Source organism: Bacteroidetes Order II. bacterium (assembly GCA_016788705.1).
Classification (GTDB): Bacteria; Bacteroidota; Rhodothermia; order Rhodothermales; family UBA2364; genus UBA2364.
This window is the reverse complement of the sequence record JAEUSQ010000025.1, coordinates 52,726-74,753: the sequence shown is the minus strand read 5'-3', so window position 1 is coordinate 74,753 and position 22,028 is coordinate 52,726. Positions and strand designations below refer to the sequence as shown.

Annotated in this window: 22 protein-coding genes and 1 tRNA gene; 8 read left to right on the top strand and 15 right to left on the bottom strand. The window is 44.6% G+C overall.

Annotated features, from left to right (window positions below):
* Window positions 1-9: 9 nt before the first annotated feature.
* On the bottom strand, window positions 10-717 hold the full coding sequence (locus JNN12_06615) for an ABC transporter permease subunit (protein MBL7977995.1): 708 nt from the start codon (window positions 715-717) through the stop codon (window positions 10-12).
* A gap of 30 nt (window positions 718-747) precedes the next feature.
* Window positions 748-1,677: an ATP-binding cassette domain-containing protein gene (locus JNN12_06610; GenBank protein MBL7977994.1), complete on the bottom strand. Its 930-nt coding sequence runs from the start codon at window positions 1,675-1,677 to the stop codon at window positions 748-750.
* Window positions 1,678-1,927: 250 nt separating this feature from the next.
* Here JNN12_06610 and JNN12_06605 point away from each other — a divergent pair, with 250 nt between their 5' ends.
* The 5 genes from JNN12_06605 to JNN12_06585 all read left to right on the top strand — a co-directional run bounded on the left by JNN12_06605 (window position 1,928) and on the right by JNN12_06585 (window position 4,704).
* Entirely contained in the window at window positions 1,928-2,428 is a 501-nt protein-coding gene (locus JNN12_06605) for an HNH endonuclease (protein ID MBL7977993.1), read from the top strand.
* A gap of 66 nt (window positions 2,429-2,494) precedes the next feature.
* The gene (locus JNN12_06600) at window positions 2,495-3,214 is read left to right on the top strand and encodes a DUF2807 domain-containing protein (GenBank protein ID MBL7977992.1); all 720 of its coding nucleotides are present in this window, start codon (window positions 2,495-2,497) and stop codon (window positions 3,212-3,214) included.
* 68 nt (window positions 3,215-3,282) lie between these two features.
* Window positions 3,283-3,765 carry a hypothetical protein gene (locus tag JNN12_06595; GenBank protein ID MBL7977991.1) on the top strand — a complete coding sequence of 161 codons (483 nt, stop codon included), beginning with the start codon at window positions 3,283-3,285 and terminating at the stop codon, window positions 3,763-3,765.
* A 102-nt stretch (window positions 3,766-3,867) separates the two neighbouring features.
* A complete protein-coding gene (locus tag JNN12_06590) occupies window positions 3,868-4,143 on the top strand; it encodes a YtxH domain-containing protein (protein ID MBL7977990.1) in 276 nt (91 codons plus the stop codon).
* 45 nt (window positions 4,144-4,188) lie between these two features.
* Window positions 4,189-4,704: a BrxA/BrxB family bacilliredoxin gene (locus JNN12_06585; protein ID MBL7977989.1), complete on the top strand. Its 516-nt coding sequence runs from the start codon at window positions 4,189-4,191 to the stop codon at window positions 4,702-4,704.
* Between the two features lie 91 nt (window positions 4,705-4,795).
* On the opposite strand, the gene JNN12_06580 is transcribed toward JNN12_06585, so the two are convergent.
* On the bottom strand, window positions 4,796-5,365 hold the full coding sequence (locus JNN12_06580) for a DUF4287 domain-containing protein (protein ID MBL7977988.1): 570 nt from the start codon (window positions 5,363-5,365) through the stop codon (window positions 4,796-4,798).
* Between the two features lie 88 nt (window positions 5,366-5,453).
* Window positions 5,454-5,540: transfer RNA gene (locus JNN12_06575), tRNA-Ser, on the bottom strand.
* Between the two features lie 173 nt (window positions 5,541-5,713).
* Between JNN12_06575 and JNN12_06570 the strand changes: the two genes are divergently transcribed.
* Window positions 5,714-7,027 carry a TIGR00341 family protein gene (locus JNN12_06570; GenBank protein ID MBL7977987.1) on the top strand — a complete coding sequence of 438 codons (1,314 nt, stop codon included), beginning with the start codon at window positions 5,714-5,716 and terminating at the stop codon, window positions 7,025-7,027.
* Window positions 7,028-7,440: 413 nt separating this feature from the next.
* Here JNN12_06570 and moaA read toward each other — a convergent pair whose 3' ends face one another.
* The 4 genes from moaA to JNN12_06550 all read right to left on the bottom strand — a co-directional run bounded on the left by moaA (window position 7,441) and on the right by JNN12_06550 (window position 12,782).
* Window positions 7,441-8,418, bottom strand: coding sequence for a GTP 3',8-cyclase MoaA (gene moaA, locus JNN12_06565; GenBank protein ID MBL7977986.1), 978 nt, complete (start codon window positions 8,416-8,418; stop codon window positions 7,441-7,443).
* Window positions 8,419-8,516: 98 nt separating this feature from the next.
* Window positions 8,517-11,000 carry a penicillin acylase family protein gene (locus JNN12_06560; GenBank protein MBL7977985.1) on the bottom strand — a complete coding sequence of 828 codons (2,484 nt, stop codon included), beginning with the start codon at window positions 10,998-11,000 and terminating at the stop codon, window positions 8,517-8,519.
* A 108-nt stretch (window positions 11,001-11,108) separates the two neighbouring features.
* Window positions 11,109-11,930 (bottom strand): ParA family protein, encoded by an 822-nt coding sequence (locus JNN12_06555; GenBank protein MBL7977984.1) that lies wholly within the window; start codon window positions 11,928-11,930, stop codon window positions 11,109-11,111.
* An 87-nt stretch (window positions 11,931-12,017) separates the two neighbouring features.
* Complete coding sequence (locus JNN12_06550; GenBank protein ID MBL7977983.1) at window positions 12,018-12,782, bottom strand: ParA family protein; 765 nt, start codon at window positions 12,780-12,782, stop codon at window positions 12,018-12,020.
* Window positions 12,783-12,972: 190 nt separating this feature from the next.
* Between JNN12_06550 and maf the strand changes: the two genes are divergently transcribed.
* Window positions 12,973-13,572 carry a septum formation protein Maf gene (maf, locus tag JNN12_06545; protein ID MBL7977982.1) on the top strand — a complete coding sequence of 200 codons (600 nt, stop codon included), beginning with the start codon at window positions 12,973-12,975 and terminating at the stop codon, window positions 13,570-13,572.
* Entirely contained in the window at window positions 13,554-14,279 is a 726-nt protein-coding gene (locus JNN12_06540) for a type 1 glutamine amidotransferase (GenBank protein MBL7977981.1), read from the top strand. Before maf ends, JNN12_06540 begins: the two co-directional genes overlap by 19 nt.
* A gap of 29 nt (window positions 14,280-14,308) precedes the next feature.
* Here the strand turns inward: JNN12_06540 and JNN12_06535 are convergent, their stop codons facing one another.
* The 7 genes from JNN12_06535 to JNN12_06505 all read right to left on the bottom strand — a co-directional run bounded on the left by JNN12_06535 (window position 14,309) and on the right by JNN12_06505 (window position 21,862).
* On the bottom strand, window positions 14,309-15,049 hold the full coding sequence (locus JNN12_06535; GenBank protein MBL7977980.1) for an outer membrane lipoprotein-sorting protein: 741 nt from the start codon (window positions 15,047-15,049) through the stop codon (window positions 14,309-14,311).
* A gap of 11 nt (window positions 15,050-15,060) precedes the next feature.
* Window positions 15,061-16,332, bottom strand: coding sequence for an FtsX-like permease family protein (locus JNN12_06530; protein MBL7977979.1), 1,272 nt, complete (start codon window positions 16,330-16,332; stop codon window positions 15,061-15,063).
* The gene (locus JNN12_06525; protein ID MBL7977978.1) at window positions 16,329-17,486 is read right to left on the bottom strand and encodes an ABC transporter permease; all 1,158 of its coding nucleotides are present in this window, start codon (window positions 17,484-17,486) and stop codon (window positions 16,329-16,331) included. The genes JNN12_06530 and JNN12_06525 overlap by 4 nt, the downstream gene beginning before the upstream one ends.
* A gap of 13 nt (window positions 17,487-17,499) precedes the next feature.
* On the bottom strand, window positions 17,500-18,201 hold the full coding sequence (locus JNN12_06520) for an ABC transporter ATP-binding protein (protein MBL7977977.1): 702 nt from the start codon (window positions 18,199-18,201) through the stop codon (window positions 17,500-17,502).
* 4 nt (window positions 18,202-18,205) lie between these two features.
* Complete coding sequence (locus tag JNN12_06515; GenBank protein MBL7977976.1) at window positions 18,206-19,339, bottom strand: hypothetical protein; 1,134 nt, start codon at window positions 19,337-19,339, stop codon at window positions 18,206-18,208.
* Window positions 19,340-19,537: 198 nt separating this feature from the next.
* The gene (gene serC, locus JNN12_06510) at window positions 19,538-20,629 is read right to left on the bottom strand and encodes a 3-phosphoserine/phosphohydroxythreonine transaminase (protein MBL7977975.1); all 1,092 of its coding nucleotides are present in this window, start codon (window positions 20,627-20,629) and stop codon (window positions 19,538-19,540) included.
* Between the two features lie 33 nt (window positions 20,630-20,662).
* Window positions 20,663-21,862, bottom strand: coding sequence for a DUF1015 domain-containing protein (locus tag JNN12_06505; GenBank protein ID MBL7977974.1), 1,200 nt, complete (start codon window positions 21,860-21,862; stop codon window positions 20,663-20,665).
* Window positions 21,863-22,028 lie beyond the last annotated feature (166 nt).

The following is a 22,028-nucleotide window of genomic DNA, read 5'->3' as shown; positions in this document are numbered from 1 at the left end:
CAACCAATTTTATGCGTCTCTTTTTCCAATATTATGGGCAGTCAATAGACCAAAAAACAAAATAAGAGAGATGTAATATAAGAGGTCGCGGGTATCTAAAACCCCACGTAAAAGGTTGTTATAATGATAATCTGCTCCCAGATATTCTACAATAGTTCCCAACCAAGCAGGTAATAATGGTGCAGATTTATCTAATAAGAACAAGGCAAGAAGGATTACAAAGCCCAATAAATACGCTACAATTTGGTTACGCGTAAGGCTGGACGCATAGATACCGATTGCCGAGCATAACAGGCCATAAAGTGCCATGCCAATATAGCCCGCAGTGGTTGCGCCAGCGTCCATGTTACCCAGTGCAGAAACAATTAGAACATACAAAAGCGTTAGGGAAATGGCAATTAGACACAAGACCGTCGCCGTTAACAACTTGGCCAGAATCACCTGCGAATCGCGAATGGGCATCGTCAGAAGCAATTCTAAGGTACCACTCCGACGTTCTTCGGCAAAAGCCCCCATTGTCAGGGCTGGCACAAAAAACATAAACAAGAGTGGAGTCATGTCAAATACTTGTTGAACAGACGCTATATTGTTTAAAAACAAACCATTACCAAAAAACCAACCAGTTATCAGTAAAAAAAAGCCCAATACCACATAGCCTGTTAGTCCGTCGAAGTAGGCTTTTAGTTCACGACGGGTAATGAGCCAGCTTTGGGAAATCTTGTGCAACATAGCCATTCAAATTAATGATTAAAGGGTGGTGACTTGCCGGAAAACGTCTTCTAAGTTGACCTTTTCCCGATATAACTCCGTCAATATCCATTCCTGATCTACCGCCAACCGAAAGAGTTCCGGGCGTATTTCGGCATCCGACTCATACGTGAGTGTCAACAAAAGGGTGTTCCCTTGCCAAGCGGTCTCTTGGACTGTCAACCCTCCGACAGCACCGAATGCGGGCAGTACCTTTTCTGTAATACCATTCAAAATGCCCAGACGAATACGCTGACCGCCCGAAAATGCCGTTTTTAATTCGGCCATACTGCCATCTGCCACTAATTTGCCACCGGAAATAATTAGAGCACGTTCACAAATTGCCTCTACTTCCGAAAGAATATGTGTAGAAAGGATCACGGTTTTTTCATCACCCAGATGCCGGATCAGGTCTAAGATTTCCCCTTTCTGATTAGGGTCGAGGCCCGATGTCGGCTCGTCCAAAACAAGTATAGCTGGATCGTGCAGGAGCGCTTGCGCCAATCCAACCCGCTGTTTAAACCCTTTGGAAAGGGTTCCAATTTGTTTATGAAGCACCTCTTTTAGCCCACATCTTCCGGCATACTCAATGACACAACTCCGTACCGCTGTTTTTTCGACGCCACGCATCCGGGCTGTATAGTGGAGGTAATCAAACACATTCATGTCTTCATACAGCGGGTTTTGCTCTGGCAAATATCCAATTTGCTGCCGAATTTGCAACCCGTGTTCCAGAATGCTTAACCCGTTGATTTGGGCATCTCCGGACGTAGGCGGTAAAAAACACGTAAGCATTTTCATGGTTGTGGTTTTACCCGCTCCATTAGGCCCCAAAAAACCCAGAACTTGGCCTTTAGGGATCGTGAAGGAAAGGTCTTGCACAGCCAGATCGCTTCCATACCGTTTTGATAGCGACAGAACTTCGATCATAAATTTTTGACAAGATGGAGGGCTTAATATAATAAAGACGATACCGGCTTTGGGTTTGGCTTTTCACCTATTCCCGATAACCTGTATGCCATAAGGTACACGTTTTGACAGGCCATAATGTCCGAAAATCCATGAAATAACCCTCCTTAGGATGTGATAAAATGGTAAAGCAATCTTGATGATGCGGTTTTGTATTTTTTGCCGTATTATTCTGTTCTTGCAAAACATACCACAAATAAGGAGGGCTTGCATGAACGGACATGTGTTGATCCTGAATCAGGATTATCGCCCCATCGGGGTGAGCAGTGTTCAACGGGCAGTTACCCTTGTTTTGTTAGAAAAAGCAGAATTGGTCACAGAAAAACCAAAGCGACAAATTCGTGCCTCGGCCTTTGCTTTCCCCTACCCCAGTATTATTCGCTTACGGAGATATGTTTCGGTACCGTACCGAAATGTCATCTTATCACGCAAAAATGTGCTTCGGAGAGACGGTTTTCGGTGTCAATATTGTGGCGCAACCCATCGGCTCACCATAGACCATGTACTTCCTCGTTCAAGAGGTGGGCAAGATGTATGGGAAAATTTAGTAACCGCATGTATGCCCTGCAACAACCGAAAAGGCAACCGGACACCCGAAGAAGCAGGACTCCTTTTGCATAACAAGCCCTTTCGACCAAGTCATGTAATGTTTATCCGCGATTTTGTGGGACAATTAGAGGATGAGTGGAAGCCATTTCTTTTTTTGGGATAAATGTAACCAATTTAGATTCCCAACCGTTAGTTGGCAAATTACCATTCATTCTAAAACCCAACCTATATGAATCTGCGAATGTTCTTAAGTAGCTTAACATTTACCCTCCTGTTGTCTGCAAATTTCGTTTCAGCGCAAAACGGAACTTGGGTAACCGACAAACGAAACCACACAGACTTCAAAGCCATTTCTTTTGAAACAGCGGGTGATGTCTATATCTACTTGAGTGATCGTTTTAGCGTGGAAGTGGAAGGAAATCCTGCAACTACCGCTAAAATCACAACTGAAGTCTCTAATAAAACTTTATACATACGCAATAAACAACAGTATTTTAATTGGAATTCAAAAAAGGATCCACTTAAAATTCGCATTAAACTCCCGCTCTTGGAAAAATTAGACATGAGTGGCTCCGGAGATGTTGAAGTAAAAGGTCTCATCCGTAACCCCCGATTGGATGTGAATCTTTCCGGATCGTCAGACGTGCTAATCGAGAAAATCGCCGTTCGCGACCTACAACTTCAACTTTCCGGTTCCGGACAAGTTCAGTTTGGAAGCGGTAATGTGGATTCCGGCGACCTCCACCTTTCTGGATCGGGTACCATTATGGCCCGCAACCTCCAGATTACCGATGGCCGCGCCAATCTTTCCGGCTCTGGGCAAATAGAAATTTGGGCAAAACGGTATTTGGATATTGACTTGGGAGGATCAGGAACGGTCTCATACCGAGGAAATCCCCAAATCGCGAAAGATGTGGATGGATCTGGCTCGGTTAAACGTATTCAATGAGAAGCGTATGAAGGCAGAACCGTAATTTTTCAAAAGCGTTTGGACTTTTTCATCCGAACGTTTTTTTTATGACGAAGTTTACTAAATATTTTTGGCTGATTCCAGGCGCACTCTTCGCCCTATTGGTCCATCAATCCTACATTGCCATAAGTATGCAGAATACGCTTAACAGCGGCTTTTCTACGATGGCCAAGGTACGAAACTTAGAAGTCAAGGATATGGTGGCCCAATCACATGGATTGGTTGAATTGGAGGTTCCCCTAAAAGATGGCGGGGTTTTGGTAAAAAAAATGACCATCCCGGCGGCTTGGGTATATACACTTGGCAAAAGAACCTTAAACGAAATGCCCGTCCATGTCCTACCCGGTACCGGCGAAGAAGTGATTATGGATGACATCGCACGAGTCCAGATGCGAACACTGATGATTAATATTGCCATCTTAATCTTGTTCATTCTAATGACTGCTGGCGGTGTGCTGGTTTGGTTGCAATACCTTAAAAAACATGGTGATCCTGCTCAACGCCATGTGCCAGACGCAATACCTGTCTAAAAACCAAGGGAACAAAAAGGTCGAAAGACTATATTAATAATTAAGAGCGGCCTGCTTTTATCGTGGCCTTTATCCAATACTCCACCTTTAATTTATATGACTATGCGTGACGATAGAAGTTCAACCGGAACGGCCTTGATGGTTCTTTCTGCCTTCATTGGTGGAATTGGCCTCGGAATGCTTTTAGCCCCGCGTTCAGGCGAAGAAATTCGGCGTACCATTGGCAACGAAGTGCGCAAACAACGCGAATTGGCAGCCCGTCAGGCACGCCACTTAGCGGATGAAACCGCACGAAAATATGTTCCCCTACACGACGAAGACGACGCGGAGTGGGCCAATATTGGAAAAGGTCTTTCCAAAGAATTGTCTCGGCTATAATCTTTTTTTCCAGACACCTATACCCTGTTTAGACACAGAACCTTTATGCCTTACCCCGAATATTTGCTCGCTCCCATGCGGGAAGAACTCACCCGCCTCGGTGTAACAGAACTCAAAACCGCTGATGCGGTTGATGACGCAATGAATGCTGCGCAAGAAGGGACCACCCTCTTTATCGTAAACTCTGTTTGTGGGTGTGCTGCTGCAAATGCGCGGCCCGCAGTTGCCTTAGCGTCTCAATCAGAGGTGCAGCCTGACCGGATTTATACCGTTTTTGCCGGACAAGACTTGGAGGCAACCGCCCAACTCCGCTCGTATTTGCATGGTGTACCGCCCTCGTCGCCTTCCATGTTTCTTTTTAAGAATGGAGAACCCATTTTCCTGATTGAACGCCGTTTTATCGAAGGGCGTTCGGCACAAGCGATTGGGATGGACCTTGTAAATGCCTACCGCAAATATGTAGGAACCGACGAAATGCCGGATGTTCCGGAACTACCCAATGCCCCGTTGCCTTCATTTGCTATGGGCGGGCGGCCTTCCACGTTCCGTTCCATCTTGTAATATTGCGCTTCTTTACGAAGATAAGCCCTTTTCCAAAATGGAAAGGGGTCTATCTTCGTAAACAGAGAACAGCAAAAGCAGGCCCTAAAGTTTATCCAGCCTGTTCAAATGCTTCGCGCAGCCAGTCAATTAACTCCTCGTCCACTTCTTCGGCGGAGGTCACTTTCACATTATACGAACACATCTTGCCGGGAGGCAGGGCTACCAACCTCTCAGTTCCATTTACACCTTTCATATTAATTCCCACGTCCACACGGGTTTTACTTCCCGGCCCAATCATGGCAAACTGTTTTTTACGACGTAGGCTCAGATACCCCTTTTTAGGGGCCACCTCAAAGGTGCCAAAATCCGCTAAAGCCGCCATCAATCGGTCGTGGATTGGTCGTAGATCTGCTTTAGTACCTGCATAAATACTTTGCAAGACTTCTTCCTCGCCTAACCCAGCGGCCATGGAAGCCCCGTCCGTCTTACGTAAGATATGCACCAACGTATTGGCGTCCCCATGCCCCAACCCCATTTCTTTGATAAAATAATCCCGCAACTCTCCATGTTTGGTCAAACCCGAAGCCAACATGTACGCTTCTAATTCAGGGAGCGACTTGCCTGTTTTGGTCTGAATGTTTTGAAGTTGGGTGGCGACGGCCTTATCTAATTCCTGCATTGTTCTATCATTTAATGAAACGACTTTAAATTTGACAACATACAAAAAAAATGCCAAAAAACAACCCGCAGTTATGCGGGTTGTTTTGCGGAGAGGGAGGGATTCGAACCCCCGGTACCCTTGCGAGTACATCGGTTTTCGAGACCGACCTGTTCAACCACTCCAGCACCTCTCCATATGCTATTAATAACCTTTGCAAGATACAAATAAAGTTTTTGCTTTGCAAAAGCACCCTTTGCCAAATTGAGGTGAATCCGAATGAAGTACCCAAAAACATTTTATCTTTAAACTTGTGCGTCCAAAGATTTTATCTTTAACTTATTTAAAATTCATTTAACCAAAAAATATATGCTTCCGTTTCTGAAATTTATTGATTTACACGAAGGCGAAGAATCAAAAGACCTTGTCCTTGAAAATGTTAAAGCTAATATTTCATTTAGAGGCTCAAATTTCTGGATCCTAATTGGTGCCATTATCATCGCTTCTATTGGATTAAATGTAAATTCAACCGCTGTTATTATTGGAGCTATGTTAATTTCACCACTCATGGGGCCAATTGTTGGGGCAGGATTTGGGCTTGGCACCCAAGATCTTGTATTATTAAGGCGTTCACTAAAAAATTTATTTGTTTCAACTTTTGCGAGTTTAATAACAGCTACCCTATATTTTTACTTTAGCCCTTTTAAAGAAGTTCAGTCTGAATTATTGGCACGCACGTCTCCAAATATCTACGATGTCCTCATTGCCTTCTTTGGGGGCCTTGTAGGGGTTATTGCGATTACAAGGGTTGAAAAAGGAAATCCAATTCCAGGCGTTGCTATTGCTACGGCGTTAATGCCTCCTTTATGTACCGCAGGATTTGGGCTTGCAACTGGCAATTTATCTTTTTTTGCTGGAGCATTTTATTTATATCTCATCAATTGTGTTTTTATTTGTATTTCCACCCTCATTATTGTTAAATATTTAAAATACCCAGCAAAAGAACAATTAGATGAACAAAGCAGGCAAAGAATACGTTATAGTATAACTTTTATTATTCTTATTTTGGTAATACCCAGTATTTATCTGGCTTTTAATCTTTGGAATGAACGCAATATTCAACTACGTATTGAACGCTTTATCCAAGAAGAATTCTATTCTAAAGGATATACGATTATTTATAAAAGTGTTGATACCCAGTCCTCTCGTCAAAAAATTGACCTTGCGTTTTTGAACAAACGATTCTCCGACTTAGAAATAGATCAATACAAGAATAAACTATCTAAATACCAATTGGGCAATACGGATTTAGTCATTCGACAAGATACGACGAACCTTAAAAACTTAATTACGCAAGAATTGAATAACCGTGGAAATACTTTTACTCAAAAAAACTCATTAAATGAATGGCGGCATTATCTGCAAGATGGGACATACGACTCTGCAACCCTTTTAGCGGAACTTAAAACACTTTTTCCTGAAATCGAGGCCCTTTCCATTGCCAACCACACACTCCCCGATAGCAGTAGAAGCCTTGTTGTTGTACCTGTGATGGTTTATTATGCTTCCGCACCTTTAGGGTCTGAAGCCGAACAACGCCTTAAGAACTGGTTAATGCAACGATTTCAGAAAAAGCAAGCCCTTGTGGTACGCGCCCCACTCCCCGAAGGCACAACACCTTAAAATAGTTCATTTAGGTTTTAGCGTGTGTTTTATTCGCGGATTTTTTTAATGACCCTTTTGCAACTTGTCGCTTCAATGTGGAGCTATTCAATTTCGGCAATGTAATCAGTAATGGTCTTGACATTTTATGATTTTAAATGCGCGAGAGTGCTCGTTATGCTCAGAATTTATTATGTGTTTTCCTTGTTTTGTAAATCTTCGTTTCAAAGTTATTTTTTTAAATTTTAGCAATTTCGTACATTACTACACTACAGAAGTATTTAATTTCTTCTTTTCGGTCTTCATAAGTACTAACTATTTTGTTAATATTCTCGAAAAATAAGCACCTCAACAGATTTATTTTGGGCTGTTTTGCTTTATTTCGTTCGTTATGTGCAAATTAAAAGCCCAATTTGCACATAACATATATCACATTACCCCCCAATTAAGATCATGGGCCTATTTTCTAAGTCCACTAGATTGAGCATGCCCGCATGTGCTGGTTTTTTGCGCTGCACAGCCATAGCAATGGCTTGTTCTAATGCTTCATCCGAAGCACCGTCACGCATCAAATCCCGTAAACAAACTTCATATGCCCCAAAAAGGCAAACCTTCAGATTCCCGTCTGCAGTTATCCGAAGTCGGTTACAAGATCCACAAAAAGCATTTGTCATCGAAGGAATAAACCCTACTTGTCCAATAAATCCCGGTACACGGTAATTAACAGCAGTTTCGTTTTCTGCACCCGTTACTTTCTCCAAAGCAAATTTTTTTGTGATTCGCTCAAATTGTTCGTGGAACGAAACAAAACCTTCGGTTTTCCAATGATTTCCGGAAAAGGGCATAAATTCGATAAAACGAACTTCTATTGGCAGGTATTCGGTCCAAGACACAAAATCCGTCAATTCGTCCTCATTAATGCCTTTCATCACCACGCAATTTACTTTAACCGTAGAAAATCCAGCGGATAGAGCAGCGTTAATTCCCTGTATGGTGCGCTCAAAGTCATCTCTAAGGGTGATTTTTTGATATTTTTCTCGGCTTAAGGTGTCCAAGGAAACATTTAATTGATTCACCCCAATTTCTTTCAATTCAGGTAAAAACCGCTTTAGCAAAATCCCATTTGTGGTGATGGCCAAGGTTTCCAAATCGTGAATATCCCCAATGGCACGTATCAGAGTTGTCACCTCTTTTCTTACCAATGGTTCGCCTCCTGTTAACCTAATTTTACGCACCCCATGCCGTACAAAAAGACGGGCCAAGCGTTCTATTTCCTCGAAAGTTAGAAGGTGTGATTTGGGGGACAAGTCAACCCCTTCTGGAGGCATACAATATACACACCGGAGATTACACCGCTCGGTCAGGGAGATACGAAGGTACGAATGAAACCGACCAAAAGAATCTGTAAGCATGGAGCGAAATCATTACTGACAAACCGCTCCAACCGCCTTCGCCGGCCAAGGGTTTCAGAAGGTAGGGAAATTTCTACAAATAGGGACAATAGAGGCTACTATGGACGAATGGTTATACGGCTCCGGGTGTTCTTGAGGGCTCCAGGTACCGATGGACGATGCAGGATATAATACGAAAAACGGAGGTATTTAGGTATTTGGCCATCATAATCATGGCTAAAAGGATTACCATTCGATCCACCCGGAAAAACCCCATATCCAACAGGGACCTTTCCTGAAAAATCCACCACCATACGCCAACTGGCAGAATTTTTAACCAGCCGTCCTCGTGCTGGAGAAACCGTATGCTCAAAACCAGGGAACGGATAGGGGCCACGCCCCAAAGGCTTCAGGGTAGAGAGGATGTGGGGGATCATCACTTGGTGCTCTTCGCCCCAAAGCGGTATTTGGTCGAGGGATTGGTTGTAATTTGTACTTAATGAATCGGCAGCTGCTTCAAAAGCCATCCTTAAAATGGTCGTACCGTCTTCGCGCTGTGGGGTGGATTTGCGGTCGAACCAGTCTGACGAAGAATTATTACGCATCATATCGAAAAGAGGCGTTAATTCTGGACGTTTCAGCAATTCTTCTTTAGATTTTTTGGTTTCCGGATTGGCGCTGGCTTGTTTAAACCTTGTTTCCAGCACGTCGAATTCATCCCAAGTTAATTTTTTCAGGCTACTGATGACCAAATCTAAAATAAGGGGTTCAGCCTGATTGGTTCTTGTGATTCCATCCCAAGCCAATATTTTCCTTCGCAATTGTTCGGCTGTACCATCATACGTCTGTGTAAGGAAAGGAAGTAAATATTGATGCTGAAGGCTTTTTACATCCGACTGATACATTTGGATGTCTTTTACGCTATGCTTGGCTTTACCAGAGAGAAGTGTGTCAATCCGGAGTGAACGATATGCATCCCGCCACGTAATGCGTTGATAATAGGCATAACCACTGGGTGCGGGTTGTTGGTTGGCAGACATAAGCCAGCCACGTTCCGGATTTCGTCCACTGGGCAAGTCTGCATAAGGGACACGGCCGATCCAGTCGCCAGCATCCGAAGAACCGTCTAAAAGTCCGCCTGCATAAGCGACTTTACGGATGGGCATGTGTCCTGTAGAACGAATACCGATATTGCCGACCCGATCTGCATAAAGCCAATTTTGCATTGGGGTATCAAAATGCTGCATGGCTTGTTCAAACTCTTCTATGTTACGTGCTTTGTTCACCTCCCAGACTGCGATGGAAGTTCGGGAAGGCTTATGAGCCGTCCATTGTACTGCAATGGCATCCGACGGATAATCTTGGTTATAGACAATAGGGCCCCAATGGGTATATCGTAAGGTTTGGGTATATGTGGATCCACCTTTAACCTGAATGACGGTTTGTTTTTCCACAATGGGGCGCCACTCATTCAGGTATTGGTACTTTTTTCCATCCGGAGAAAGGGTAAGTTTATAAAAGTCAATCTGATCAATATCGGTATTGGTAGGGGTCCATGCGATGTGGTCATTAAACCCGATAATAGGCAACGGCGTACCGGGAACCGCCACGCCATGTGAATGAATGCGGGGGGTTTTGACGTGAATCTCATACCAAATGGCCGGTAATGTCAACGAAAGATGGGGGTCACCGGCCAAAATAGGTTTTCCGGTTGTACTTCGGGAGCCATCAACGGCAAAATTGTTAGATCCAGTTTCGGGATGGCCAAAATCCGGTAATAGTGCTGCTACCTCTTTTTGCAGTTGCTCCACCCCAACAAGTGAACTTGCTTGGAAAGCAGGTATAGGAGGTGCAACAGGTGCAATGTTGCCATCTGCTTCAGGACTTATTGGGCTAAATATCGTGGAAAGTTGCGGAAAAAGGCGGTTAAAGGCCTCCTCTCCCAGTTGCTGCCGAAGAAAGGCATACCCCAATTCATCCGATCTCCAAGACAAATCAAAGTTCATATATTGTAAAACCAACAACGTCCGAAGTGGGGTACAACGCTCTGGTTTATAACCCAATAACCGAAACTCCAGAGGCAGGTCGCCCGATGGCTGTTGATCCAGATAATGGTTCACTCCATAGCAAAATGCTTCCATTTGTCGGATACTTTCCGGATAATGCGTTTTGAGCCAAGACAGGTTTTGTTCGGCGCCCCAGTACATGCCTGTGGAACGTAAAAACCGATCCCTATTCAAGAACGCTTCCCCCAACACTTCAGAAAGCCGGCCTGCGGCCACACGAGGTAAAAAATCCATCTGAAACAGACGGTCTTTTGCCGTAAGAAAACCCACGGCCCAAGCGGCGTCTATGTCTTGTGAGGCAAAAATGTATGGCACCCCCCGATCATCCCGTTCGATGGTGACTTGGCCCTTCAATCCTTTGGCTCCTCGCACATCTACATCTAAGTTATTCGCCTTGCGGGCCAAACGATATACTCCATCCACCGGATCCAGCAAAGCCCCCATCGCCGGTAAAGCACCCAAGCCGTGTACTCCCAACACCACTAAAAACGCCCATAGAAGAGAGGCAACTACAATTTTAAATACGGATTGTGTCATGATAAAGGAGCTATTGATGTGTAACAGAAAAACAAGCGAGCAAAGTACAAACAAAAAAGCCCGCAAAAAAACGTTTGCAGGCTAAAAAATTCTGACAAAGCGGTATAATTAAAGTTCCACCAAACGCTTCCAAGTACCATCCAAGGTTTGTTCAATGACTGGGGCTGGCGACTCGGTAGAGTTCATGCGGCCCAATAACTCGTCGGTCACATTCGCAAAATCTATTGCCCCTTTAGAATTCGGTTCTGCACTAAAAAGGGTTTTTCCCTGAAGTGTTTCCTCCGAAAGTGCTGCATTGGTGCGAATAAACCCGTTCAAGACCTGATTTTGATACGTTGAGCGTAAGTATTGCTTATACCGCTCGTGAATATTTTTCCGTCCATCCACTTGTGTCAATAAAAAATATGGGTTGGCAAGTTCCGGATTAAGTTTAGACTTTACGAGCGTGCAGGTTTGGTAGGTTTGTTCCGCACCGATCACGGGTAGGTACTCCGGAATAACGGGGATTACCACATGATGTGAGGCCACAAGCGCATTTAAAGTGTAAACGGTTACAGACGAAGAAGTATCTAAAACGATATACTCGTAATCGGTATTTACCGACAAAATTTCTTTTAGCCAAAGCACATCTGTTGGCTTGGTCAGTTTTTTAAGCGCAGTGGTAAGGGCTGTTGTAGAAGGAATAAAATCAAACTCGGTCAAGTGAGCAACATACTGCGTTTGCCAATCGGCTTGGTGACCAAAGAGGGTCAGGGCAGATTGTTTTTCGTTCGGCTCAGAAATACCCACCATTCGGGACATAAACCCCTGCGGATCTAAATCTATGGCCAACGTTTTGTGGCCAGCAAGCGATAAGGAAGCGGCCAAATGAATGGAGCATGTGGTTTTGCCGGAACCACCTTTATGGTTACAAACCGAGATGATCTTCATATCAAATAAGGATTATCACCCAAAATAAACGCTACGGAGTTTTTTTACTGGTGGTCAGCACAATAGAGACTTAGATGACTAAAAGGTTTACGAAGGCATAATGCCAAATTGATGAAGAATTTCTTCGGCCATATTTGCATAATCCAACGCACCACGGGCCTGATGGTCTATGTCAAATACAGAAGCCCCTTCCTTCCCACGTTCTGTCAACAAGGTATCCGTCCGGATCATTTGCTGCAAGACATTTTTGGGATATTGCCCACGCAAATACTGCTGAAAACGTTGGTGCATTCTTCTCCGTGCGTCCACCTTTGTTAACAAGAAACGAGGTTCCGTAAGTGTCGGATTTAATGATTTACGTACCATCAAACAGGTTTGCCACGTTTGTTCTGCGCCTACCACCGACTGAAATTCTGGGACAACAGGGATGATCACCAAGTCGGTGGCCACCAAGGCATTAAAGGTCAATGCAGAAAGGGATGCTGCGGTATCTATCAGGACGAAATCGTACCCATGCCCATTCTCAATATTTTCTTTCATCCAAAACACATCGGTGGGCTTTGTCAAATGCCGTAAGAGTTTCGTGAGACTGGGCGTAGAAGGAATTACATCAAAATGACGACTCTGTACCACTGGTATATCTGCAAGGGATTCATGAAGCCCAAAAAATGCCACCGTGGTATGTTCTTCTTTCACGGCGGGCAACCGCAACATCTCAGAAAGAAAACTCTGCGGATCCAGGTCTACGACCAATGTCTTATACCCCAACAACCCGAAGGCAGAGGCCAGATTGATGGTGGTTGTAGTCTTTCCAGTTCCGCCTTTATGGTTACAAAGCGTAATTACAGGCATAAGGTAGGCGAATTAGCCGATTGTATCGGCGCACGTAACAACAATCCGTCCGATGTAACGGTGGGTTAGTTTATTAAAATAGCCCAAACAGACCTTCCCGACAAACATTTTTTATCAACACCTCTTCAAAAGAGACCATTATACAATACCGAAAGACTTTTATTACCCTTATTTTGGCCCCAAAAACATGATACGGTTCCAAGTACCCCTGCTTTTGGCGTCACAATCGCCACGTAGAAAACAGTTGTTGAACATGTTAGGCTGGGATTTTAGGGCTCAGCCTAGCGATATCACAGAAATCGTGCCAGAAAACCTACCCCCTCCGGAAGTAGTCACTTCATTGGCGCGTCAGAAAGTGGAAGACCTTCTAAGCCGATTTACGACAAGCCTTATCTTGGCCGCAGACACGATTGTGGTGCTAGACGAGGCCATCTTAGGAAAACCCAAAGACCCAGAGGAGGCCTTTTGGATGCTAAAAGCATTGTCTGGCCGAAGCAATACGGTCTATACGGGAATTTGCCTCGCACAGGGCACCTCTAACCGTATAGTGACCGCAGTTGAACAATCTGAAGTATTCTTTTATCCAATGTCTGATGCCGAAATCCGGCGGTATGTGGCTTCAGGCTCGCCAATGGATAAAGCAGGTGCATATGGCATTCAGGATGATTGGGGGGCCCTGTTTATTGAACGCATCGAAGGCGATTATTATAATGTAATGGGATTACCCTTGCACCTTTTGTATAAAACACTCAAACAAAACTTTGCCGATCTATGGCAATTGGACGAATAAGAAAAATTTTACTGGTTCAGGTACGGGAAGATGAGTTGACCCAACAAGAGGAACAACGGTCTTTTGCAACGTGTTGCGGCCAACCATTCGACAGTCTTCTGGTAGCCAATCTCGCCGCCGGACATGCCTTGCCTTGTTTTGTTACCGGGTTGGACGCTGTAATTATCGGTGGTTCAAGCGGCTATTCCGCCTATGCGGATTATCTTTGGGTTCCGGAGTTTATCGCCTTCATCCATCGTTGTATGATGGATAACATACCCATTTTTGGGTCTTGTTGGGGGCATCAATTTTTGGCGCGTGCCCTCGGCGGAACAGTCATCCACGACCCGCTTCGGTCCGAAATGGGGGCAAAAGACGTTTTTCTGAACGAAGAAGGACAAAATGATCCGGTCTTCAGTGGAATGCCCCAAAGATTACGGGTAAATGCCGGGCATCACGACCGCGTTTCCGTGCTACCACCTGATGCCATTGAATTGGCCACCAATGAAACCGCGCCGTTTCAGGCTTTTCGGATAAAAGGGTTGCCGATTTATGGCACTCAGTTTCATAGCGAATTAGACCGCGCAACGATCGCAGACCGCGTGATCCGTTACCAACAACATTATCCAGAAGTGGCCCATCACTTGGCTGCTATCTTAGATTCTTTCGAGGATACCCCCATCGCATCCACCATTATCCGCCGATTTTTAGCGGTGTATTGTCCTTAAGCGTAGCTATAGTTCCTCCTGCGAACATCTCATCGCTTTAAGACAGCCTTCGAGAAAATCCCTGTCGGAATAGGGGCATCAAATTGAATTTTTAGGATAATAAAATCGGTACCTTGCCCGTTTTTTAGGGCATCTTTGTAATTCATTTTATGTGGGAACCAACGTACCCCAACTTTTTTCACATCAGTCATAGAAACAATTTTTAATAATTGCCCACTTTTAGCATAAAGCTCCTGTTTTAATGGCACAAATCTTTCTTCGTCAATCCAGATTTTTTGTTTTACATAATTTACGTCATTAACTTTTGCATTTAATTCCAAAACAACACAAGACCTGTTCCCCATTTGTTCCTTTCCCAGTTGCTTCGCGTTATAAACGTCTGTAAGTTTTCGGTCTTCCATCATGTCTTCGTATGACAAATCCGATCCCATCACAGATTGTCGCAATAAGTGCCCTGAAAGCTGAATGGTTCTATCTGTTTCAGGAGAATAAATCCATAGCATCTGGCCTAATTTAAGCATTTTAGTGCCTTTTTCCCGTTCTGGGGACAAATACTCTGTATAGGCTTTATCGTTACCTTCTGCATACACCTTCGAGGTGATGGTTCGATTTGCTCGCCGTCCATAAATCACCATACTACTCTCCATAATACGGGTGCGGGAAGTTAGGTTTGCATCCACTTTTTGTAAAATGGCTACTGGGTCAATTATCTTGGGGGGCAGCAATACTACCGGAGTAAATAAAAAGATTAACCAAAAAAATGTTTTCATATCACCTCCAATTACACTTCTAATTCTTTGAATAGAGATGCTGTCTGACGTTTAAAGATGCCAATTCCTGACAGCATCGCACCTAATGTAGTGGCCAATAGACCCGGAACAAATCCAATTATAAACAAATCGGGCGTAATTTTTGCTCGAATAATGGAAGGAATTAACATCGCCGAGTTTTCCATCATATCACTAATATCCAAGCCATATGTTTGTAAATAATAAACACCCGAAAGCCCTACGAGCATCCCCAATACCGAGCCAACAAAACCAACAGCGACCGATTCCAAAATGAGTGTACGGTACATGTGGCTTTTGCCTTCGCCTAATGCTAACCGAATACCAAACTCCTTGTAGCGGCGGAGACCGCCTAAGAGGCCTGTATTCCACAAAACAACAGCCATTGCCAACACAAAAATAAACACATAAGCACCCGACATTTGGGTGGAGTAATCTATCAACTCACCCAAGTTATTTTGTTGTTTTAGGGTGAGCATAACAGGAGCAAATTCATCCGATAAAGATTGGCGGTTGTTAAAAGTGTGAACTACTTCTTGCATCGAGGCATCATCATAGATATTCTTATTACTATATCCGAGTAATTCTCCAGTACCGTCTATCATATCCAACATTGCCTGCGCATCCTGAATGTCCATCAGAACCGTTCCCTTGTCCATTGCCGCCATCCCAAACCGTACTGTGCCGGTCACCACAAAGTTTTTGAAAGACATACTACCATTCATGGTGCTTCCAAAATGCGTCACTTGATCTCCTATTTTGATCTTGAGTTTGTGTGCAAAATCCTCACCCACCAACATCTCTCCAAGCGTTTGTGGCAATCTTCCTCGAACAATTGATTTCGGGATATTCATCCTTTCTGGCTCTAACGTCCCTTTCGATAGAAAATCTAAGGCAATCCCAAACACAGGCCCTTGGCCACGAGAATTCCCGAACGTATCAGGGACATCTAATATGCCTCCAAAACGGGTTCTACTTACCCAGCTCATGTTAGGGAATTGTTTTTTCAAAGACTTATGCAAACTATCTACACCCAACAAAGCCAAGTCCAAAGGTAATTGGGCTTTATTTTCGGCAAAAGCACGGGTCATTATTTTCACATGTCCGGTCTCGAAACGGGCATTTACGTCGCTTACATCATCCATAACGCCGCGTAAATAGCCACTCAGGAGAACCGTTAATGCTACCCCAATTGTAACAATTAACACAGGAAGCAAGCTCCGGTTTTTATCGCGCAACATGCCTTTGAGAAGAAATGTAATCACACAATTTTTCCTTTTAGGGCATCAACTGGATTCATACGAGCAATACGTCGAGCAGGGAAAAAGCTCACGATAGTAGCAGAAATCACAACCAATGCAATCGTAAATACAACTAATTGAAAACCAAAAACAGGAAACACCCGTTCGGCCATAGCGATGCCAAAATCTTGAGAAGAGGCAGGAAACGCAATACCCTTCTGCGCCACATAGCCCAAAAACGGCGCACCAAGCACTACCCCTACGAGCATCGCAAAAAAGCTATACATGCTTCCTTCTACGGTGAAGATCCCCACCACTTGCCAACGCGTCATCCCCAGCGCAATGTAGGTACCAATTTCTCGTTGCCTCCGAAAAACAGACAAGACTTGGGTATCAAAAATGGCCAATAATGCAATGGCCAATAACAATAGATACATGATGGCCGATCCCGTTTTTTTCGAGGCAATGATTGCGTCTAAGTCGGAAAGAAGTTTCTCTTGCGGCATTAACACCCAATGCTGATCTAAGTTTTGCACATTTTTATCCCCGAACACATAATAACTTGCATGGTTTTGCAACCCAGTCATCTCCCACAACCGCTCAATCGGAATCCAGATTTTACCCTGATCAACAGTTGGTACATCGGTTTTAAAGACCTCAGCGATTGTGATATTGGCGGCATCAAAAGTCCCATTTTGGTCACGCCAGCGCAACAATACTTGGTCTCCCTTTTTTAGTTTGGCACTCTCGGCCATACGCTTTCCAATTATCGCAGGTACATCACTCGATGAATCATCAGAAAACGTTTTGGTAGGCAAAGCCAACTTTGTTTGATTTCGAGAAATACCTACTAAAGAAACCTGAATCATTCTGTTTTGTGGATATAAAGCCGCAGATCGAATCAGTACAGGAACGGCATCTTTTGTTGCGTTGGGCCACACCCCATGTGCATCCTGAATACTAAACGGATCTAGCGGATCGTACCCTTTATACCAAATTTGCCCCTCACCATATTCCCATGCAATCGTTGCTCGGCGCGCCTGTTGGTTCCAACCATCCAGCAGGCCATTATAAAAAAGGATCACCCAAAACGCGAATGTAAGCACGCCCACATTTAGCCATGTGCGCACTCCGGCTCCAATTAGGTTCTTATAGGCTAATAGAAAAGCGAGCTTCATAGGTCGTAAATCATTATTTTTTAAACACTTCGTCTAACTCGACCTTACCATCTCTTAGATGGATAATTCGATCTAAATACCCCATCACCTTTTCGTCGTGTGTAGAGAAAAGGAATGTAGTATTTAATTCTTCGTTCAAGCGTTTCATGGTCTGAAGAATCAGGTGCGCATTTGTTGCGTCCAAGTTTGCGGTCGGTTCGTCTGCCAGCAGAATCGCGGGACGCTTCACCATTGCGCGCGCAATAGCCACCCGTTGTCCTTCACCTCCCGATAATTTATCGGGTTTTTTATGTGCCAAGGTAGCCAGCCCCACCCACTCCAAAGCCTCCATAACGGCTTTTTTTCGCTCCGATGCGGATACATTTTGGAGTAACAAGGCAAATTCTACGTTTTCATATACCGTATAAACAGGTAAAAGGTTATATACCTGAAAGATAAATCCAAGGTGGCAGTTCCTAAGTTCGGCAGAAGCCTTGTGACTAAGTTTGGCAATGTCCTGTCCCAATACCAAAGATTGTCCTGTACTTGGTACATCTAACGAGCCAATTATATTGAGTAAGGTGCTTTTCCCAGAACCGCTTGGCCCTACAAATCCAGCAAATTCACCCTCAGAAAATGAAAGGTCTATGTTCTTTAGGGCGGTAAATTCTGTATCTCCCACCGGAAAACGTTTCGTTACGTCAGAAAGTCGTATGATTTCTTTTGTATTTTTCATAACCTTAACGATGATACATGAGCAAAAACCGAATCCCGGGCGTGAACATCGTAGCCTCAATTTCACTCTCCGGTAAGTTGGCCTGTTGCGAGGCTCCCAAAAATCCTACTGCAAAAACAGTCCATTTCCGAAAATCGTGACGATATTGTGCAACTACAAAACTTTTTTCAGACTTCCACTGGCGATAAACCATGATACCAATCATATCCGAAAGCGTGAGGGGATATTGTAAAGACAATACACTCAATACATCCAGATTCCCCCATTCTAAACGAGTATCCCCGAAAGAACTGATCAAGTGTTCGGTTTGGAGTGACAGGCCATTTCCTAAACCCACTGTATAATCGACCCCAAATGTTAATAACCGACGATAACGAACTTTATTTAAGGCTTCCGATAGCGTCGAAAAAGACATTTCCACCCATACGCCTATCTTCAAATCCGCTTTGGCATCGAATCCAAACCGATTTTCATGCACAATGGGCTTGTTTTGCATGACGACTTCTTGATGCAGCGTTGAACGATTAAATGAGATGGCGGCCTCTCCTTTCGGGATGGGCAACTGGAAGCGCCCTCCCAATCCGAGATGCTTCGGACTAACAGGCACAACATATTGTAAACCCAGTTGTTTATTGCCGTAAAGCCCCCAACCCCATACATTCGCATTATTCGGAAAATAATAACGACCTAAGAGCGCATAAACCCCTCGACTCATCCGTAATGGGTCGTTCGGATCTTTCTGGTCGAACCATTGAAGCGGGCGCAAAAACTGTGCAGAACCAAACTCAATGCTTTGTAGTCCGATCCGAGCTTCGGCTTGGGGTGTGGCATAGCGGATCCAAAGGCGATAGGGACTAATACCCGCGTTTCCGTTTATTTCCTCAAATCCACGGAATTTCGCAGTTGCACCAAGCGTAAGAGATGCCTCCATTTTGAAACCGTGCAAAGAGTCTATCGGTACTTCAGCAGATAACTTTGGGATATACCCTAATCCAACCTCATATACGGTCTCATATTTAGGATAATATCCTAAATATGCATACAATAACTGACTAAAGTCCACTTTATTCTGAGCAAAAACATCTTGCATAAAAAAGAGGAGCATCAAAAGCCCGAACCAAGCCATTTCTCTCCGCATAGACCCTCCAGTTGATTGGTTTGGATGCTAAGTAGCAAATAGGATAATGATTCAGCTACGTAAAACCACCCCATTTTTGTCCGCTTTTCTTGTACGGAAATGTCGTACTCTTTGAGGTAATTTAAAATCCACCTATCACCAAAAAAAACGCCCTCACTTTAATAGTAAGGGCGTTGAATAAGCAAATTTCTGCGGGTTTTAGCCGTTGGTGCGTTCAAATTCGCGCATAAAGTCCACCAAGGCCGTAACCGCTTCGGGTGGACAAGCATTGTAGATACTGGCACGAATACCACCAACCGAACGATGTCCTTTAAGATCCGTCATCCCATTGGCTTTGGCTTCCGATACAAATTTGGCCTCCAAACCTTCATCGGCCAAGCGGAATGTTACATTCATCCGGCTACGGCTATCTGGGCGTGCCGTTGGGCGGTAAAAATCGGTGGCATCCAATGCCGCATACAATTGGTCTGCTTTGGCAATATTTTCTTGTTCCATTGCCGCCAATCCACCTTTTTCTTCCAGCCACTTTAGCACTTTTTCAATAATATACACCGCAAAAACAGGCGGGGTATTATAGAGATCTGCTACGTGCGTCCCATAATCCAACATCGTCGGAACGCCGGAATTTTTGGTCTGAAGCAAATCTTCGCGTATCAAAACCGCCGTAGCCCCTGCTGGCCCAATGTTTTTTTGTGCCCCTGCATAGATTAGCGCATGGGAAGCCATGTCTATGGGACGGCTCAGGAAATTCGAAGAGGCATCACACACCAATGGAAGCCCCTTAACATGGGGCGTAAAGTGAAATTCCGTGCCAAAAATGGTGTTATTGGAGGTATAATGCACATACCGTGCTTCTTCATGATGCGACCATTCTGCTTGTGCGGGAATATAATTAAAGTTTTGGTCATCGCTGGAGGCATAAACATGCACGTTCCCAATGCTCTTTGCCTCCTTCATCGCTTTTTTGGCCCAAGCACCCGTCACCAAGTATCCGGCGGTCTCCTCCGCACGCAGAAAGTTCATCGGAACCTGCAAAAACTGCATGGAGGCTCCACCTTGCAGGAACATGACATGCCATTCTTCGCCAATGCCCAAAAGCCGCTTCATCCGCTCTGTTGCCGAGGCGTTAATGGCCTTGTAAGCTGCTGAGCGGTGGCTAATTTCCATCACCGAAGCACCAGTATTACCCAAAACGGGCAATTCTTCTTTCACTTCCAACATCACACTCTCCGGCAAAGCACCCGGACCGGCAGAGAAATTGAATAAACGTTTGCTCATTTGTCTTTCCATCTAAAACATTATAAACAATAGGCTTATGCCAAATTAAAATTCATGTACCAGTAACCCGCTTCGGAGTTTAGGTTCGAACCATGTGGACTTGGGCGGCATTAATAATCCTGCATCAGAAACCGCAAGCAATTCTTCAACCTGGGTTGGATACATCGAGAATGCCACCTGTGCAGTCCCTTCCGAGACTAATTTCTCTAATTCCACCGTACCACGGATGCCGCCGACAAAATTGATATTCTTATCGGTTCTTGGATCTTGAATACCCAATAACGGCTCCAATACATACTCGCCCAACAAGGCCACGTCCAGGGTGTCTGCAACGGTTCCTCTTTTCGTCTCTGGTAACGTAATTCCATACCACTTTCCATTGATTAGCACAGAAACCTCTCCTTTCCTTTCTGGCGTTGGCGTCGCATTTTCTCGGAGCCCAAAAGATTGAAGGGCCTCCAGAAAATCCGTTACCATCATTGGAATATTGTAAACAATGCGGTTATACGGCAAAATGGCCATCTGATCCATCGGAAATAACACCGCCGGAAAATAGTTGGACTCCGCATCTGGCGAGGGTTGGAGGGCTTCAACCGCACGGCTCGCTGCTTTGCACCGGTGATGGCCATCGGCCACATATAGGAAGGGAATTTCTTGGAAGCGGGCCACCAATCCGTCAGGAGCTTCTATTTTCCACACTGTATGAGCAATACCATCAGGCGCAACAAAATCGTATATCGGCGCTATACACTGGGCTTCATCCATCATTTTCTCCACTACCCCATCGGTTCGAAAAGTGAGCATCACAGGCTCAGCATGAGCCGACTGTGTTAGGATATGGCGCGTCCGATCATCCTCTTTATCGGGTCGAGTCCGTTCGTGTCGTAGAATGACGCCCTTGTCATAATCCGAAACGGCTACACAACCAAAAATGCCGGTCTGAGAACGACCATTCATCACCAAGCGATATACGTAAAGAGAAGGCTCAGCCTCTTGCAAGGTGTCTGTGCCGAATTTCCAAGCGGCAAGTTTTGCTGCGCCCGTCTCATATACGATGTCTGCGTGTTCGTCGGTTCCTTCCGAGAGATTTATTTCTGGACGGATAATGTGCAGGAAACTTAGGGGATTCCCTGATGCCAAGGCGCGTGCTTCATCAGTACTGATGACATCATAGGGTACACATGCGACTTGTGCAGCGACTTGGGGTACAGGTCGGAAAGCACGGAATGGGTGTAGAATAGCCATAAATAAAGGGTTAATTGAAATGCTAAACTACTTTCCAAAAGGCTAATCGAGTTGCCAAATCTGCACGAAGAAAACGTTTTTCAAAGATTCTTCGGTTCCTAAGCAGAGGTTATTGGTCTCATTGTTTCTTAATGGCACTTCAATCAGCCTAATAGCCTAAAGACAA

Bases quoted from the DNA above. Each gene is read 5' to 3' on its own strand.
- JNN12_06610 (MBL7977994.1), bottom strand. From the start codon at position 1,677: ATGATCGAAGTTCTGTCGCTATCAAAACGGTATGGAAGCGATCTGGCT.
- JNN12_06580 (MBL7977988.1), bottom strand. From the start codon at position 5,365: ATGCAGGAATTAGATAAGGCCGTCGCCACCCAACTTCAAAACATTCAG.
- moaA (MBL7977986.1), bottom strand. From the start codon at position 8,418: ATGCTTACAGATTCTTTTGGTCGGTTTCATTCGTACCTTCGTATCTCC.
- JNN12_06590 (MBL7977990.1), top strand. From the start codon at position 3,868: ATGCGTGACGATAGAAGTTCAACCGGAACGGCCTTGATGGTTCTTTCT.
- JNN12_06505 (MBL7977974.1), bottom strand. From the start codon at position 21,862: ATGGCTATTCTACACCCATTCCGTGCTTTCCGACCTGTACCCCAAGTC.
- JNN12_06600 (MBL7977992.1), top strand. From the start codon at position 2,495: ATGAATCTGCGAATGTTCTTAAGTAGCTTAACATTTACCCTCCTGTTG.
- JNN12_06550 (MBL7977983.1), bottom strand. From the start codon at position 12,782: ATGCCTGTAATTACGCTTTGTAACCATAAAGGCGGAACTGGAAAGACT.
- JNN12_06605 (MBL7977993.1), top strand. From the start codon at position 1,928: ATGAACGGACATGTGTTGATCCTGAATCAGGATTATCGCCCCATCGGG.
- JNN12_06555 (MBL7977984.1), bottom strand. From the start codon at position 11,930: ATGAAGATCATCTCGGTTTGTAACCATAAAGGTGGTTCCGGCAAAACC.
- JNN12_06595 (MBL7977991.1), top strand. From the start codon at position 3,283: ATGACGAAGTTTACTAAATATTTTTGGCTGATTCCAGGCGCACTCTTC.
- JNN12_06525 (MBL7977978.1), bottom strand. From the start codon at position 17,486: ATGAAGCTCGCTTTTCTATTAGCCTATAAGAACCTAATTGGAGCCGGA.
- JNN12_06515 (MBL7977976.1), bottom strand. From the start codon at position 19,339: ATGCGGAGAGAAATGGCTTGGTTCGGGCTTTTGATGCTCCTCTTTTTT.
- JNN12_06520 (MBL7977977.1), bottom strand. From the start codon at position 18,201: ATGAAAAATACAAAAGAAATCATACGACTTTCTGACGTAACGAAACGT.
- serC (MBL7977975.1), bottom strand. From the start codon at position 20,629: ATGGAAAGACAAATGAGCAAACGTTTATTCAATTTCTCTGCCGGTCCG.
- JNN12_06585 (MBL7977989.1), top strand. From the start codon at position 4,189: ATGCCTTACCCCGAATATTTGCTCGCTCCCATGCGGGAAGAACTCACC.
- JNN12_06560 (MBL7977985.1), bottom strand. From the start codon at position 11,000: ATGACACAATCCGTATTTAAAATTGTAGTTGCCTCTCTTCTATGGGCG.
- JNN12_06540 (MBL7977981.1), top strand. From the start codon at position 13,554: ATGGCAATTGGACGAATAAGAAAAATTTTACTGGTTCAGGTACGGGAA.
- JNN12_06535 (MBL7977980.1), bottom strand. From the start codon at position 15,049: ATGAAAACATTTTTTTGGTTAATCTTTTTATTTACTCCGGTAGTATTG.
- JNN12_06570 (MBL7977987.1), top strand. From the start codon at position 5,714: ATGCTTCCGTTTCTGAAATTTATTGATTTACACGAAGGCGAAGAATCA.